Origin of the sequence: Dietzia sp. IN118, from assembly GCF_032905965.1 — a bacterium.
GTDB lineage: Bacteria > Actinomycetota > Actinomycetes > Mycobacteriales > Mycobacteriaceae > Dietzia > Dietzia kunjamensis.
The window spans coordinates 1922288-1938686 of sequence record NZ_JAUMSR010000001.1; the positions used below are offsets into that span (position 1 = coordinate 1922288).

A 16399-nucleotide genomic window follows, 5' to 3' on the forward strand; every position below is an offset into this window, starting at 1 on the left:
CAGAGTAGTCCGAGGACGCCGCCGACGGGCGGGGTAAACGCGGGAAAAAGCGGCCCAGGTTAGTCGACCCCGGCCTCACGCATCCCCTTGAGTTCCTTACGCAGTTCGGCGATCTCGTCCCGGAGCCTCCCCGCAAGCTCGAATCTCAGGTCGGTGGCCGCGGACATCATCTGCTCGGTCATCTCCTCGATGAGCTTCTCCAGCTCCTTTCGGGGTCGCGCCGACCCGTCGGCCGCCCGGGCGCCCACGAGCTCCGGTCGTGCCCTGGGATCCGCGTCGTCCCCGTGTTCCTCTCCGACCCGGTCGAGGATGTCGGCGATCTTCCTGCGGAGCGGCTGCGGGTCGATGCCGTGCTCGGTGTTGTACGCGACCTGCTTCTCACGCCTGCGATCGGTCTCGTCGATGGCCTGCCGCATGGCCTCGGTGACCGAGTCCGCGTACATGTGGACCTCACCGGAGACGTTGCGGGCCGCACGGCCGATTGTCTGGATGAGCGAGGTGGCCGAGCGGAGGAAACCCTGCTTGTCGGCGTCCAGGATCGCCACGAGCGAGACCTCCGGCAGGTCCAGTCCCTCCCGGAGCAGGTTGATGCCGACCAGGACGTCGTACTCCCCGCGCCGGAGATCCCGGAGCAGCTCCACCCGCTGGAGGGTGTCGATCTCCGAGTGGAGGTACCGAACCCGGATCCCCAACTCGAGCAGGTAGTCCGTGAGGTCCTCCGACATCTTCTTGGTCAGCGTGGTCACCAACACCCGCTCGTCGCGTTCGGCGCGCTGACGGATCTCCCCGATCAGGTCGTCGATCTGCCCCTTGGTGGGCTTGACCACGATCTTCGGGTCGACGAGCCCGGTCGGCCGGATGACCTGTTCGACGAACTCCCCACCGGCGCGCCCCATCTCGTAGGGGCCGGGCGTGGCGGAGAGGTAGACGGTCTGACCCACCCGGCCGGAGAACTCCTCCCAGGTCAGGGGACGGTTGTCCAGGGCGGACGGCAGGCGGAACCCGAAGTCGACGAGATTGCGTTTGCGGGAGGCGTCGCCCTCGTACATGGCGCCGATCTGCGGCACGGTCACGTGGGACTCGTCGATCACCGTGAGGAAGTCCTCGGGGAAGTAGTCGATGAGCGTGGCCGGCGAACTGCCCGCCGGCCGGCCGTCGATGTGCCGGGAGTAGTTCTCGATACCGGAGCAGAAGCCCACTTGCTGCATCATCTCGATGTCGTAGGACGTCCTCATGCGCAGCCGCTGCGCCTCGAGCAGTTTGCCCTGGTTCTCCAGCTCCGCCAGGCGCTCCTCCAGCTCGGCCTCGATCGAGGCGATCGCCTTGGCCATCCTCTCGGGACCGGCGACGTAGTGGGTGGCCGGGAAGATCCGCACCTCGTCGACCCTGCGCACGACGTCACCGGTCAGCGGGTGGATGTAGTACAGCGCGTCGATCTCGTCCCCGAAGAACTCGATGCGGACGGCGAGTTCCTCGTAGGTGGGGATGATGTCGACGGTGTCGCCCTTCGCTCGGAACGTGCCCCGGGTCATGGACACGTCGTTGCGCTCGTACTGGACGTCCACGAGCAGCCGGAGCAACTGGTCGCGGTCGACCTCCTGCCCGACGGCCAGCGCCACCGACCTGTCGAGGTAGGACTGGGGTGTGCCGAGACCGTAGATGCACGAGACCGAACTGACGACGACGACGTCGCGCCTGGACAACAGGGACGATGTCGCGGAGTGCCGGAGCCTCTCCACGTCGTCGTTGATGGACGAGTCCTTCTCGATGAAGGTGTCCGTCTGGGCGATGTATGCCTCCGGTTGGTAGTAGTCGTAGTACGAGACGAAGTATTCGACCGCGTTGTTGGGCAGCATCTCGCGCAACTCGTTGGCCAGCTGCGCGGCGAGCGTCTTGTTGGGTGCCATCACCAGGGTCGGCCGCTGCACCTTCTCGATGAGCCAGGCGGTGGTCGCCGACTTACCGGTGCCGGTCGCGCCGAGCAGCACGACGTCGCGCTCCCCACGTGCGAGGCGTTCGGTCAGTTCCGCGATCGCCGTGGGCTGGTCGCCCGACGGTGTGAACTCACTGACGACCTCGAAGCGGGTCGCACTTCGTTCGACATCGCCGATCGGTCGGAACTCCGAGTACGAGAGCACTGTCGGGTCGGCGGGGACCCCGTCGTCGGGGATCTCTGTCGCGAAAGCCATACCACCAGCGTACGAGCAGCCGTTCACCCCCGCCCACCGGTGTCGCCGCAGCGGATGTCAGGGGTGCCAACTACCGTAGGAGTGAGCAGCCCCTCACCGTCCCTGTCATGTCGTCTGGAGAACCCCATGGCCCGCAGCCCACTTCGTCGTCGTACCGCCCGCCCTGACGGCGCGCGTCGGCCGATCACGGCGGTCGCCGCCGCCTCTCTCGCGGCGGGGGCCCTCACCCTCCTCGCACCGGTCGCCACGGCCGCACCGTGTGACCCGTGGCCCCCGGCCGGCGGCACCGCGGGCGGGTCGGGCTCCCTCTCGGGGTCTCTGGGGGCGCCCACGTCCGCGCCCGCCACCCCGTGGGCCGACGGCGGGAACGGGTACATCCCGGTTCTCCGGGGCCGGACCACCACGGTCGAGTTGCTGACGGGACCCACCAGCCCCAACGACACGGTAGACAGATTCGGCATCTCCGGCACCGACCTGGGAATCCTCTGGGACAACGGCGACGCCTCGGATCCGCAGATGATGATGGCCCTCGGGGACACGATGGGCGACTGTGACGAGCCCGGTGACCAGTGGCGCAGCAACATCCTCTTCCGATCCGGCGACCGCACACTGGCCGACGGGATGCGCATCACCGACGCGCCGATGGAGCGGCCCGGGATGGCGAAGTCGATCCTCCCCCGCACCGGCCACCCCGACGAGACCACGGTGATCCCCACCGCCGGCGTCGAGGTGGGCGGCACCCAGTACCTGCGGTACATGTCCGTTGAACGGTGGGGCTCGCCCGGCGAGTGGACCACCAACTACTCCGCTCTCGCCCGGTCGACGGACAACGGCGAGAACTGGGTCCCCGTACGCGATACCGCCCGGCGGGGTACCGCACCGATGCCCCTCCCGGTCGACCTGGGCCCGGAGTCCACCACCCACACCGCCGGGCAGATGAGCGCGTTCCTCAAGCACGACGGGTACGTCTACGAGTACCTCACACCGTCCGGTCGGAGCGGGTCCGCACGGCTCGCGCGGGTCCCCGAGAACCGGATCGAGGAGATGGCGGCCTACCGCTTCTGGGACGGCGGCGACTGGGTCGTCGATCACCGCGACGCCGTGCCGGTGCTCGGCGCTCCGACGGTCAACTCGGCCGTGAGCGAGTTGTCGGTGTCCTGGAGTGCGCACCTGGGTCGCTTCATCGCGTTGTACAACAACAGCGCCAACAACATCGTCATGGCCCAGTCCGCCACCCCCTGGGGCCCGTGGTCGGGTGAGGACATCCTGCTCTCGTACCAGCACGTCCCGACCCTCTACGGCGCCTTCGTCCACCCGTGGAGCCCCGCGGTGGAGACCCGCGGCGAGGACCTGTACTTCACCATGTCCACCTGGGACGCCTACAACGTCTTCCTCATGAGGACCGACCTCACCCAGATCCCGCCGCGGACCCTTCCCGACGCCCGGGCGCGGATGCGGACGACCGACGACAGCTGGACCCGCAACACCCCGGACCCGGCGGACACCGGCGAGACCGTCCTGGTCGAGCGTCGGCCCATCCCGGAGGCGTGACATGACCCGACCTCTCCCCCGCCGCCTGAGCTCGGTCGTCGTCGCGTCGATCACGGCCGCCGCGTCGGTCGTGACCCTCGGCACGGTCGGAGCCGGAACCGCCGCGGCCGGCCCGTGCAGCGAGATGTTCGGCAACTTCGGTTCCCTGCTGGAGAACCGGACCGGGGCCGGTATGGGCATCGGTTCCCTCGGTTCGCTCGGGTCCTCCGGTGGCTCCGGGTCGCTGGGCTCCGCCTCCCGCGCGCTGGGCTCCGCCGACCGTTCGGGATCGCTGGTCCAGCAGTTGGAGACCGGCTCCCTGGGCAACGGTTTATCCGGCTCGCTCGATCCGATGATCGGGTCGGTCTACGGGATGCCCCCGTGGATCACCGGAGAGGAGGGCACGGTACCCGTCCTGCGTGGACCCACCCGGTTCGAACAGCTCGTCACCGGGCCCACGAGTCCCGGCGATTCCGTCAACCGGTTCGGCGTGGCCGGAACGGACCTGGGCATCATGTGGGACAACGGTGATCCCGCCGACCCACAGGTCCTGATGGCGTTCGGCGACACGATGGGCGACTGCACGGTGCCCGGCAACCAGTGGCGTTCCAACGTCCTGTTCCGCTCCGCCGACACCGATCTGACCGATGGCATCACCATCGATTCCGCCGCCATGGGAACCGACGGTCTCGCCAAGTCGCTGGTCCCGCGATCGGGGCTGCCCGGTGAGGTCACGATCATCCCGACCTCGGGCATCTCCGTCGAGGGTGTCCAGTACCTGCGGTTCATGTCCGTGGCCCACTGGGGCCAACCCGGATCGTGGACCACCAACTACTCGGGGATGGCGTACTCGACGGACAACGGCGAGAACTGGGCCGTCGTCCCCTCTCTGGCCCGCCCCATCACCGACACGGTCCCCCTCGGCGCCGGAGCCCCGGCCGTGGATCCTGCGTGGCGCGGCTCCCAGATGAGCTCGTTCCTCAAGACGGACACGCACCTGTACGAGTACCTCACCCCCTCCGGGCGACAGGGCGGGGCGGTCGTCGCACGCGTTCCGCTCGCCGGTTCCCCGACCGCGGACGAGCTCGACGGATCCGCCACCCCGCCCGCCGCGGGCGTCCTCGCCCCCGAGGCGTACGAGTACTGGAACGGCTCGGCATGGGTGTCCGATGTCGGCGCCGCCGAGCGGGTCCTGCCCGCCCCGGCGAGCGAGATATCGACCATGTACAACGAGTACCTCGGGAAGTACACCGCGATGTACTCACAGGGGTACGACTCGGTGGTCCTCCGCACCGCCGACCGCCCCGAGGGGCCGTGGAGTTCCGCCACCACGCTGGTGGACTATTCGGTGCTGCCCGGCGTCTACGGGGCGTTCATGCACCCGTGGGCGCAGGGCGAGGACCTCTACTACCTCGTCACCACCTGGAACGCCTACAACGTCTTCCTCGTGCGCACCCGGCTGTCGGAGGTGTTCCCCGACCCGAACCTGCGCCGGGCCAGCTCTCAGCCGGCGCCGACCGAGGTCGTGCGACAGGTGCCGGTCTCCGAGCTGGTCGACGGGGTGGTCCCGACCGAGTGAGACCCGGCCGGGGGCGGGGCTGCGGACCCGCCCCCGGTCGGCGCTACCGCCCCCGCAGCACGGCCTCGCTCAGGGTGCGCTCCCACTGACGCGTCTCCTCGCGGTCCGCGCGACGCAGGATCTCCGCGTACTCGGCCCGTGCGTCGGGGTCCGCGCCGATCACCTCGGCCATGAGTAGCGAGAACTCGTGCTCGGGGTCGTCCTCTGCCAGGATCGACACCTCCAGCGGCCTGGCGGGGTCGCACCAGTGCAGCAACGGCCGTTCGCTCGACCGATCACGCACGTATCCCGCCTCGGTGAGCGTGCGCAGGGCGACCTCGACCGCTGCCGCGTCCCGCACCGTCACCTGCAGATCGATGACGTCGGGCGCGTCCAGTCCCTCGACCGCGGTCGGACCGACGTGGTCGATCCGGGTGGCGATCTTCCCCACCACGTGACGCAGGCGCCCGCACGCCCGCTCCGCCTCGCCTGCCCACTCGGGCCGGAACGGGACGACGGTGCGGTCGCCCACCACGGGGGTCCCGGTGCGCAGGTTGTGCTCGAACGGGCGGAGGCGGACCTCGACCAGGGCGCTGGTGAGGTCCACGGCGGTCTGCCGGTCCCCGGAGTTGTCGATCACCACGTCCGCGGCGGCCCGGCGGGCCTCATCGGTGGCCTGCCTCGACATGCGGGCGCGGGCGTCGTCCTCCGGCATCCCCCGGAACTCCACCAACCGCTGCAACCGGATCTCCTCCGGGGTGTCTACGACGATCACCAGGTGGTAGCCGGGTGTCATCCCGCCCTCCACGAGGAGCGGCATGTCGTGCACGACGATCGCGTCCTCCGGCGCCGAGCCGAACAGCTCGGCGGTCCGCTCCCCGATCAGCGGATGGGTGATGGCGTTGAGGGCCGCGGTCCGCTCCGCGTCGACGAAGGCGCGGGCGGCGAGGGCGGCGCGGTCGAGTGCACCGTCCGGCCCCAGGATGTCCTCGCCGAATTCGGCGACGAGCATCGCCAACCCGGGGGAACCCGGTTCGACGACCTCGCGGGCGATGAGGTCCGCGTCCACGATCACCGCCCCAGCCTCCGCGAGCACCGCCGTCACCGTCGACTTGCCGGCACCGATCCCACCGGTCAGACCCACCATCAGCATGACGTGGAGTCTAGGTGACCGAAAGGCGTGCCGGTCCGAGCGACGTAGGTAAGGTCTCACGTGTGAACCGGATTAACTCTGTGCCACGTCTGCTCTCTGCGTTGCCTCTCGTTGTAGCACTGGCGATCACGGTGGCTCCCGCCCACGCAGCCGCCCAGTCCGCAGACTCCACGGGTTCCACCAGTTTCACCGGTTCCTCCGGGTCGACCGGATCGACCGGGTCCTCGGGCTCGACAGGCTCACTGCTCGGCGAGAGCGGTCCTTGCAACAGCTTCTTCGGGAACATCCCCCCGGGTTCCCTCGGCCCCTTCCCCGTCACCGGATCGCTCGCGAACGCGACCAACTCGGTGCTCGACGCCACCGCATCCTCGGTTCGCCGATTCCCCCGATGGGTCACCGGGGCCGACGGCACCATCCCGGTCCTCAAGGGCGCCACGTCCGTACGCCAGCTGGTTACCGGGCCGACCAGCCCCGCGAAGACCGACGAGCTGTACGACATCCACGGCACAGACCTCGGGATCACCTTCACCCACGATGGCGAGACCATGGCCCTGTTCGGCGACACCTTCGGAGACTGCACTCCCACAGACAACCAGTGGCGCTCCAACGTCATGCTCGCCACCGCCGGCGGGAGCCCCGAGAACGGGATGGACGTCCTCAGGGCGGTCCCCTCCGATCCACAAGGGAAGGCCACGGCACTCGTCCAGGGTGCGCACCAGTCCAACGGGGCCGGCGAGGTCACCGTCATCCCGACCGCCGCGATCAGCACCGGTGATGACATGTACATGCGGGTCATGTCCGTGCGGGACTGGAACGCGCCTGGCGGCTGGAACACCAACTACTCCGCACTGGTGAAGTCCACGGACGACGGCGAATCGTGGACGGTGCTCACCGAGACGATGCGGCGCGTCACGGATTTCACCGGATGGAACCCGACAGTTCAGTTCGAACCCGCTCCGGACAGCGAGACCCTGCCGCCGGTGGACGGAGACCGCTGGTACGGGGCGCAGATGAGTGCGTTCCTCCTCGACGCTGGTCATCTCTATGAGTACGTGACCCCGTCCGGTCGTCAGGGTCCTGCGATGCTCACTCGGGTTCCGATCGCGCAGATCGAGGACCCCGCCGCGTACGAGTGGTACGCGGGTCCAGGCGCGGGCTGGACCGACGAGCCGACCGGGTACGACGTCATCCCGGCACGCGTCGAGGAACTCTCGGTACAGTACAACGAGCACCTGGACAAGTACATCGCCGTGACGCCCTCGCCGACGGGCGTCGTCTCCATGCGGGTGTCGGAGAGCCCCTGGGGACCGTGGTCCGAGCCCCAGACCATCGTCGATCGAAGCATGTTCCCGAACGGCTACGCCCCGATGATCCATCCCTTCACCACGGACAACGACAGCCGGTACCTGTACTACACGCTCTCCACCTGGGACGCGTACAACGTCTTCCTACTTCGCACCGACCTCGACGAGTTCGACTTCGCCGCTCCGGACGCGGACCCCCGGACCACCGTGGAGTCCCGTGTCACGGTCAGTACTGCGGCGGAGTCCGGAGCCATCGACGACCGCGGTGTGATCGACGAGGAGCGCCTCGAGGAGATCGCGGAGGTCGAGCCCGCCGTCGCCGAGCCGATCGTCGAACCGCCCGGTCGTTGATCGATCGCTGCGCGCCACTCCCGCGTGTCGGGCACACCCCCGCCGACGCCCGTGAGTCCTCGGGGATGCGAGGCAGGGTGGTCACCGCCCCGATCTCACCCGCTCCGACATCCACCGCGATGACCCCGGGAGCGGGACGGTCGGTGCGGGCGGCCTCCTCGCCCCCGGCATGACGCGCCACCAGCCAAACCCGGGAGCTCGCATCGCCAAGGGTGCTCACCCGTCCGGCGCGCAAGGCGGCACTTCCGCACTGCGCACGTCACAGACCGGCCACCGCCACCGGAGCGCACCGGGGATAGACGGAGCGGCCCCGCACCGGATACCGGTGCGGGGCCGCTCTCAGATGCCTACTGTGCGATCACTCGCCTCCGGCGAGCTTCGCGCGCAGGGCGGCCAGCTGCTCGTCCGAGGCCAGCGAACCGCCGGTGGACTCGGCCGGAGCGGCCTCCGCCGCAGCCGGACGCGACGACGGGGTGGACTCCGACGAGTAGTTGGTCGGGGCGGCCTCGGCGGCCTCCGCAGCAGCGGCCCGACCCTTCTCGATCTGGGCCGTGTGCATCTTGTGGCGACGCTCGGCCTCCGCGTAGCGGTTCTCCCACTCCTCGCGCTGCTTCTCGAAGCCCTCGAGCCACTCGTTGGTCTCGGGATCGAAGCCCTCGGGGAAGATGTAGTTGCCGGCCTCGTCGTAGCTGTCGGCCATGCCGTACTTCGACGGGTCGAACTCCTCAGCATAGTCCTCGTCCGCCTGCTTGAGCGAGAGCGAGATACGACGACGGTCGAGGTCGATGTCGATGACCTTGACCATGGCGTCGTCGTTGACCGTGACGACCTGGTCCGGGACCTCGACGTGGCGCTCGGCCAGCTCCGAGATGTGGACCAGGCCCTCGATGCCCTCGTCGACACGCACGAAGGCGCCGAACGGCACGAGCTTGGTGACCTTGCCCGGGACGATCTGACCGATCGCGTGGGTCCGGGCGAAGTGCCGCCACGGATCCTCCTGCGTGGCCTTGAGCGACAGCGAGACGCGCTCGCGGTCCAGGTCGACGTCGAGGACCTCGACGGTGACCTCCTGGCCCACCTCGACGACCTCGGACGGGTGATCGATGTGCTTCCAGGACAGCTCGGAGACGTGGACGAGACCGTCGACCCCGCCGAGGTCCACGAAGGCACCGAAGTTGACGATCGAGGACACGACGCCCTTGCGGACCTGGCCCTTCTGCAGCTGGTGCAGGAACTCGGAGCGCACGGCCGACTGGGTCTGCTCGAGCCATGCACGGCGCGAGAGCACCACGTTGTTGCGGTTCTTGTCCAGCTCGATGATCTTGGCCTCGAGCTCCTGACCCACATAGGGCAGGAGGTCACGGACGCGGCGCATCTCCACCAGCGAGGCGGGGAGGAAGCCACGGAGACCGATGTCGAGGATGAGGCCACCCTTGACGACCTCGATGACGGTGCCCTTGACGGCCTCGTCCTTCTCCTTGAGCTCCTCGATCGTGCCCCAGGCGCGCTCGTACTGTGCGCGCTTCTTGGACAGGATCAGACGGCCGTCCTTGTCCTCCTTGGTCAGGACCAGGGCCTCGACCTCATCGCCCACCTCGACGACCTCACCCGGGTCGACATCGTGCTTGATGGAGAGCTCGCGCGAGGGGATAACGCCCTCGGTCTTGTAGCCGATGTCGAGCAGGACCTCGTCACGATCGACCTTGACGATCGTGCCCTCGACGATGTCACCATCGTTGAAGTACTTGATCGTGGCGTCGATGGCGGCGAGGAAGTCCTCAGCGGAGCCGATGTCGTTGACGGCTACCTGCGGGGACGTGGTGTTGGTGGTCATATGGTGGGGTGCTCCGGAGTGGATAGGAATCGTAGCGGACGGGAAGAAAGCGAGCGCGTACGCACGCGACCGTCAACTGTACGCTTCACACGTGACGTCCACAAACCCCCCAGGACATGGAGAGTCGGTCCGAGCCTCACGGATGTGGTGGGACTCGGAGGCGACGGATTACCACCATCACCACGGCGAGTTCCTCGGCGCCCACTCCGCCGACGGCGAGTTCGTCTGGTGCCCCGAGGGCCTGCACGAAGGTGACTGGCACCTGCTCGGTGACCTGGAGGGCCGCGACGTGCTCGAGATCGGGTCGGGGTCGGCTCCGTGCTCCCGGTGGATCGCCGGCCGGGGCGCCCGTGCCGTGGCCGTCGACCTCTCGGCCGGGATGCTCCGTGTGGGGGCTGAGGCTGCGAGCCGGGCGACGGGCCCGGCGGCGACCGTACCCCTGATCCAGGCCGACGCCGGCCGGCTGCCGTTCGCGGACGGCAGTTTCGATGTCGCGTTTTCGGCGTTCGGAGCCATCCCGTTCGTGGCGGACTCCGCGGGCGTGATGGCGGAGGCGGCGCGCGTCCTGCGACCGGGCGGCCGGTTCGTCTTCTCGGTCAACCACCCCATGCGGTGGATCTTCCGCGACGATCCGGGCCCGGAGGGTCTACTGGCCGTGTTCCCCTACTTCGACCGCTCGCCGTACACCGAGTACGACGACGGCGAGCTGACCTATGTCGAGCACCACAGGACGGTGGGCGACCGGATCCGCGAACTGGTCGCCGCCGGGTTCGTGGTGCAGGACCTCATCGAGCCGGAGTGGCCGGAGTGGCTGGACCGGGAGTGGGGGCAATGGAGCCCGCTGCGTGGCGGGATCTTCCCCGGCACGGCGATCTTCGTGGCCACGCTCTCCTGACCCACCCTCTCGCCGGACCCGCCCCGGCGTCACAGGATCTTGGACAGGAAGTCCTTGGTCCGTTGGTGGGACGGCGAGGTGAGAACGTCCGCGGGTGTGCCGGACTCCACCACGACACCGTCGTCCATGAACGCCACCGTGTCGGCGACCTCCCGGGCGAACCCCATCTCGTGGGTGACCACGACCATGGTCATCCCCGCGTCCGCGAGATCGCGCATCACGCCGAGGACCTCCCCGACCAGCTCGGGGTCGAGGGCCGAGGTCGGCTCGTCGAACAGCATCAGTTTGGGGTCCATGGCCAGGGCCCGGGCGATCGCCACGCGCTGCTGCTGCCCGCCGGACAGCTGGGCCGGGTAGGCATCGGCCTTGGCGGCGAGACCCACCTTCGCGAGCAGGCCGCGGGCCCGCTCGGTGGCCTCCCCACGCGACTGGCCCTTGACCAACATCGGCGCCTCGATGACGTTCTCGAGGGCGGTGCGGTGGAGGAACAGATTGAAGTGCTGGAACACCATGCCGATGTCCCGTCGCTGGCGGGCGGCCTGCTTCGGGGAGATCTCGTAGAGCTTGTCACCCTTCTCCCGGTAGCCCACCAGCTCGCCGTCGACGTAGAGCCTGCCGGCGTCGACCCGCTCCAGGTGGTTGATGCACCGGAGGAAGGTGGACTTGCCCGATCCGGAGGGCCCCACCAGGCACAGCACCTCACCGGCGGCGACCTCGAGGTCGATGCCCTTGAGGACGCGCAGCGACCCGAAGTTTTTACAGACCTGCTCGGCCCTGACCATCGACGTCATGCCAGCCCTCCCGACTGATCGGTGCCCTTGACAGCGGCGAGGGCGGACGGCGTGAGCCCGTCCGCATCGGCGAGTGCGCGCAGTTGCCGGCCGGTGAGCCTCCGGGTGGCGCCGCGGGAGAAGCGCTTCTCGAGGTAGTGCTGACCCACCATGAGCACGCTGGTGATGACCAGGTACCACGTGGCGGCCACCAGCAGCAGCGGGATGGGCTGGAAGTTGACGCCGGAGATGTCGCGCGCCTGCCCGTAGAGCTCACCGGAGAACGGGATCGCCACGACGAGTGAGGTGGTCTTGAGCATCGAGATGAACTCGTTGCCCGTCGGCGGGATGATGACCCGCATCGCCTGCGGCAGGATGGTCCGACGCATCGTCTGGCCCCACGTCATCCCCAGCGCGGTCGAGGCCTCGGCCTGCCCCTCGGGAACCGACGAGATGCCCGCGCGGACGATCTCCGCCATGTACGCGGCCTCGTTCATGGCCAGGCCCACCACGGCCAGCCAGAACGCCGAGTACAGGACCATCGTGTCGTCGAACCGGACGAACTGCAGGTCGGTGAACGGGATCCCGAACTGTATCTGGCGGTACAGGGTGAAGATCAGGCCCCAGAACAGCAGCTGCACGTAGATCGGCGTCCCGCGGAAGATCCACAAGTACACCCAGGCGACTGCTTTGAGCACGGGGTTGCTGCTCATCCGCATCACCGAGAGGATAACGCCGAGAACCACGGCGAGGATCATCGACAGCAGCGTCAGCGCGATCGTGTAGAACACGGCCATGCCGAACCTGGTGTCGAACAGGTAGCGGGCGTAGGTGTCCCACCCGTAGGCCGGGTTGGTCGCCGCGCCCCAGATGAACAGGAACACCAGGACCAGTACGACGGTCGCCGACACCCAGCGCCACGGGTGCCGGAGAGGCACCGCCCGGATCGGTTCCGGGGCCTCCGCCGCGGGGGCGTCCGCCCCCTTCTGCGCGGTACTCACCTACCGGTCACTCAGCCCTTCCGGATCTCGGCGTCATCGATGAGACCGGCCTCGAGGCCCCAGTTCTGGGCGATCGTCTCGAAGTCGCCGGTCTCGATGAGCTTGTCGGCGGCAGCCTCGAGGGCGGCGGCGAGTTCCGAGTCCTTGCGGACGGGCCAGCCGTAGGGGGCGGAGTCGAACACATCGCCGACGAGCTGCATCTTGCCCTCGGACTGCTTGACCGCGTAGGCGGAGATGGGCGAGTCGGCGGACATCGCGTCGACCTTGCCGAGCGCCACGGCGGTCGAGGCCTCGTCCTGGGAATCGAATTGGACCTTCTCGATCGCGGGCTTCCCGGCCGCGACGCAGGCCTCGCTGCGGGCGGGCACGTCCTCCTGGTCGGAGACCGTGGTCCGCTGGACGGCGACGTTCAGGCCGCAGGCGTCATCGGGGTCGACGTCGTTGCCGGCGGCGGCTGCCCACTGGATGCCGGCCTCGAAGTAGGTGACGAAGTCGACGGTCTGGAGCCGCTCGTCGTTGACGGTGAACGACGAGGCTCCCATGTCCATGGTGCCGCCCTCGATCGCCGGGATGATCTTCTCGAAGTCGGACTCGCGGAACTCCGCGCGAAGCCCCATCAGCTGGGCGGCGGCGGTCAATACGTCAATGTCGAAGCCGACGATCTCGCCGCTCTCGTTCTTGAACTCGTTGGGCGCGTACGGCGGATTGGTGCCGATCACGATGGCGCCCTTGTCCCGGATCTCGGCCGGGACGAGCGCGGCGATCTCCTCGTCGGTCTCGAGAGACACCTCGTCACGAGGCTCCCCGGAGTCCTGCGGTCCCTCGGTGTTGGTGGTGCAACCGGTCAGCGCGAGGGCCGCGGTGGCGGTCAGGACCATGGCGGCGCGCAGTCCGCGCCGGGAGGTGAGCGTCATGGGGTGCCCTTTCAGGCGTCGTGGAGCCGAATCTGAAATGAACTTAGGGTACAGGTCGGCTGCCGCCCGGGAGGTCAACGGGACGCTCAGTGCGCCGCCGAGTCCCAGTCCGGACCGGTTCCGGTCGAGACATCCAACGGGACGTCGAGCTCGATGGCCGAGTACATGCGGTCCACGACCAGGTCCCGGACCTCGTCGAGTTCGCCCTCCGCCACCTCGAGCACGAGTTCGTCGTGGACCTGGAGCAGAAGGCGGCTCTTCAGCCGCCGTTCGGTGAGGTCCGCGTCGACCTTGAGCATGGCCGCCTTGATGATGTCGGCGGCCGTGCCCTGGATGGGTGCGTTGAGCGCGGCACGTTCGGCGTTCTCCCGCTTGAGCCGGTTGTCCGAGTTGAGCTCGGGCAGGTAGCGACGCCGCCCGAACAGTGTCTCCGTGTAGCCGTCTCGGCGGGCCTGTTCGACCACTGCGCGCAGGTAGTCGCGCACGCCGCCGAAGCGGGAAAAGTAGGCCTCCATCTGATCCTTGGCCTCACCCTGGCTGATCCCGAGCTGGGCGGCGAGGCCGAACGCGCTGAGCCCGTAGGCCAGCCCGTAGCTCATGGCCTTGACCCGGCGACGGAGCTCCGGGGTCACCTCGTCGATCGGCACGCCGAACGCGCGCGAGCCGACGAACGAGTGCAGGTCCTCCCCTGTCCGGAACGCCTCGATGAGCCCGGCGTCGCCGGACAGGTGTGCCATCACCCGCATCTCGATCTGGCTGTAGTCGGCGGTGAGAAGACAGTCGTAGCCCTCACCCACGACGAACGATTCGCGGATTCGTCGACCGTCCTCGGTGCGCACGGGGATGTTCTGCAGATTGGGGTCCGTCGAGGAAAGCCGGCCGGTCGCGGCCACGGTCTGGTTGAACGTGGTGTGGATACGCCCGTCGTCACCGATGGTCTTGATGAGCCCCTCGACCGTGGTCCGCATCTTGGTGGTCTCGCGGTGCAGCAGTAGTGCCTCGAGGAACGCCCGTCCAGGGGTGTCGCCCGTCTCCTTGGTGAGCAGTTCCTCCAGCGCCTTGGCGTCTGTGGTGTACCCGGTCTTGGTCTTCTTGGTCTTGGGCATGCCGAGGGTCTCGAACAGCACGACCTGCAACTGCTTGGGCGAACCGAGGTTGATCTGTTCGCCGCCGATTGCGGCGTAGGCGGCGTCGGCCGCCTGCCGCCCGCGGTCGGCGAAGTCGTCCCGTAGCCCGCCCAGGGCGCCGCCGTCCACCGCGATCCCGATAGATTCCATCCGCGCCAGCACCGGCACGAGCGGCAGTTCCATCTCCGCCATCAGGCGCGCCCCGTGCACCTGCTCCAGTTCCACGTCCAGCCGCTCTGCGAGATCGACCACCGCGCGGGCGCGGGTCGCGGCGGCGTCGGCGTTCTTCTGCTCAGTCTCGGCGTCATCGACATCGTCGAGCAGGGACAGTTGCTTGTCCCCCGCCTTCGCCTCGGGCAGTTCGCGCTGTAGGTGACGTTGGAACAGCTCCGCCAGTCCGTAGCTGCGTTGTCCGGGTCGCACCAGGTAGGCGGCCAGGGCCACGTCCATGGTCACCCCGCCCAACCGGAGTCCGCGTCCCGTCAGTGCGTGCGTGGCGGCCTTGGCGTCGTGGACCGCCTTGAATACCGCGTCGTCGGCCAGCCAGGCGCGCAGCGCCTGCTCGTCGTCCGGCCCGATGGCCGCGAGATCGAGGTGTCCGGAGGCCCCGCCTGCGGCGGCGATGGTGATGGTCTGTGCGTCGCCCGCCCCGGGCCGGGAGGGTCCGACGACGACGAGGCCGTGCCGCTGCCCGGCCGGCGCATGGGCGGCGAGCCAGTCGGAGACCTCGCCGGCGTGCAGCACCGCGGCCTGCTCGAGCTCCACCTCGGCGGCGGGCTGGGGGGCGCCCTCCGGCAGGAAGGCGGAGAGGAAGCGGTCGCGCGCCTGGGGGCCGAATTCCAACCGGTCGAACAGTGCGTTGACGTCGGCACGCTCCGGGGTCGCGCGGACGAGGTCCCTGATCTCGACGCCCAGGTCCAGGTCACGCGTGAGCTCGGTGATCCGCCGGTTGAGCTGCACCTGGGGCAGGTGCTCGCGGAAGCTCTCACCGACCTTGCCCTTGACCTCGTCCGCGTGCGCGATGAGCTCCGAGAGGGTGCCGTACTGCGTGATCCACTTGGCTGCGGTCTTGTCGCCGACCTTGGGCACGCCCGGGAGGTTGTCGGAGGTGTCACCGCGCAGCGCCGCGACATCCGGGTACTGGGCCGGGGTCACCCCGTACTTCGCCTCGACGGCGCTGGGTGTGAAGCGGGCGAGCTCGGATACCCCCTTGACCGGATAGAGGACGGTGACCTCGTCGGACACCAACTGCAGAGCGTCGCGGTCCCCGGTGCAGATCAGCGTCTCGGCGCCGCCCGAGTGGGTGGCGAGGGTGGCGATGATGTCGTCGGCCTCGTGGCCCTCCAGAGACAGCGTCCGCACCCCCAACGCCACCAGCGCCTCCTGGATGAGTTCGACCTGCCCCTTGAACTCCTCGGGCGCGGCCGACCGGGTGGACTTGTACTCGGGGTACTCCGCCGTGCGGTGCAGCGTCGCACGGGAGACGTCGAATGCCACGGCCAGGTGCGTGGGCTCCTCCTCGGTCACCAGGTTGGCGACCATCGACAGGAATCCGTACACGGCGTTCGTGTGCTGGCCGGACGCCGTGGAGAAGTTCTCGGCCGGCAGCGCGTAAAACGCACGGAACGCGAGTGAGTGCCCGTCCAGGAGCAGCAGTCGGGTGGGCCCCTCCCCCGCTGGGGCGCCGGAGGAGGCGCCCGAACCGGGGGCGGTGTTGGCTTCTGCGGTCTGACTCGTGGTGCTCACACGGCCACTCTAGGGCGGGCGTCGGAC

Annotated in this window: 11 protein-coding genes; 4 read left to right on the top strand and 7 right to left on the bottom strand. The window is 68.7% G+C overall.

The annotated features are described in order from the left end of the window. Positions 1-59 precede the first annotated feature (59 nt). Positions 60-2189 carry an excinuclease ABC subunit UvrB gene (gene uvrB, locus Q2K20_RS09340; protein ID WP_120285892.1) on the bottom strand — a complete coding sequence of 710 codons (2130 nt, stop codon included), beginning with the start codon at positions 2187-2189 and terminating at the stop codon, positions 60-62. A gap of 126 nt (positions 2190-2315) precedes the next feature. Between uvrB and Q2K20_RS09345 the strand changes: the two genes are divergently transcribed. Continuing rightward, the gene (locus Q2K20_RS09345; RefSeq protein ID WP_269502749.1) at positions 2316-3740 is read left to right on the top strand and encodes a DUF4185 domain-containing protein; all 1425 of its coding nucleotides are present in this window, start codon (positions 2316-2318) and stop codon (positions 3738-3740) included. A 1-nt stretch (position 3741) separates the two neighbouring features. Further along, positions 3742-5298 carry a DUF4185 domain-containing protein gene (locus tag Q2K20_RS09350; protein WP_269502747.1) on the top strand — a complete coding sequence of 519 codons (1557 nt, stop codon included), beginning with the start codon at positions 3742-3744 and terminating at the stop codon, positions 5296-5298. Between the two features lie 43 nt (positions 5299-5341). Here Q2K20_RS09350 and coaE read toward each other — a convergent pair whose 3' ends face one another. Beyond that, entirely contained in the window at positions 5342-6430 is a 1089-nt protein-coding gene (gene coaE / locus Q2K20_RS09355) for a dephospho-CoA kinase (RefSeq protein WP_096905573.1), read from the bottom strand. Between the two features lie 101 nt (positions 6431-6531). On the opposite strand from coaE, the gene Q2K20_RS09360 reads away from it, so the two are divergent. Then, entirely contained in the window at positions 6532-8085 is a 1554-nt protein-coding gene (locus tag Q2K20_RS09360; protein WP_269502740.1) for a DUF4185 domain-containing protein, read from the top strand. A gap of 358 nt (positions 8086-8443) precedes the next feature. Here the strand turns inward: Q2K20_RS09360 and rpsA are convergent, their stop codons facing one another. Next, on the bottom strand, positions 8444-9919 hold the full coding sequence (gene rpsA / locus Q2K20_RS09365; protein ID WP_067714021.1) for a 30S ribosomal protein S1: 1476 nt from the start codon (positions 9917-9919) through the stop codon (positions 8444-8446). Positions 9920-10061: 142 nt separating this feature from the next. On the opposite strand from rpsA, the gene Q2K20_RS09370 reads away from it, so the two are divergent. Next, positions 10062-10814, top strand: coding sequence for a class I SAM-dependent methyltransferase (locus tag Q2K20_RS09370; RefSeq protein ID WP_235027857.1), 753 nt, complete (start codon positions 10062-10064; stop codon positions 10812-10814). Between the two features lie 29 nt (positions 10815-10843). Here Q2K20_RS09370 and Q2K20_RS09375 read toward each other — a convergent pair whose 3' ends face one another. The 4 genes from Q2K20_RS09375 to polA form a co-directional block, all read right to left on the bottom strand. Beyond that, complete coding sequence (locus Q2K20_RS09375; protein WP_119191810.1) at positions 10844-11605, bottom strand: amino acid ABC transporter ATP-binding protein; 762 nt, start codon at positions 11603-11605, stop codon at positions 10844-10846. Continuing rightward, positions 11602-12585 carry an amino acid ABC transporter permease gene (locus tag Q2K20_RS09380; protein ID WP_119191811.1) on the bottom strand — a complete coding sequence of 328 codons (984 nt, stop codon included), beginning with the start codon at positions 12583-12585 and terminating at the stop codon, positions 11602-11604. Before Q2K20_RS09380 ends, Q2K20_RS09375 begins: the two co-directional genes overlap by 4 nt. Before the next feature lie 11 nt (positions 12586-12596). Further along, positions 12597-13499 carry an ABC transporter substrate-binding protein gene (locus Q2K20_RS09385; protein WP_159148648.1) on the bottom strand — a complete coding sequence of 301 codons (903 nt, stop codon included), beginning with the start codon at positions 13497-13499 and terminating at the stop codon, positions 12597-12599. An 86-nt stretch (positions 13500-13585) separates the two neighbouring features. Then, entirely contained in the window at positions 13586-16372 is a 2787-nt protein-coding gene (polA, locus tag Q2K20_RS09390) for a DNA polymerase I (protein ID WP_181694257.1), read from the bottom strand. Between the last annotated feature and the right edge of the window lie 27 nt (positions 16373-16399).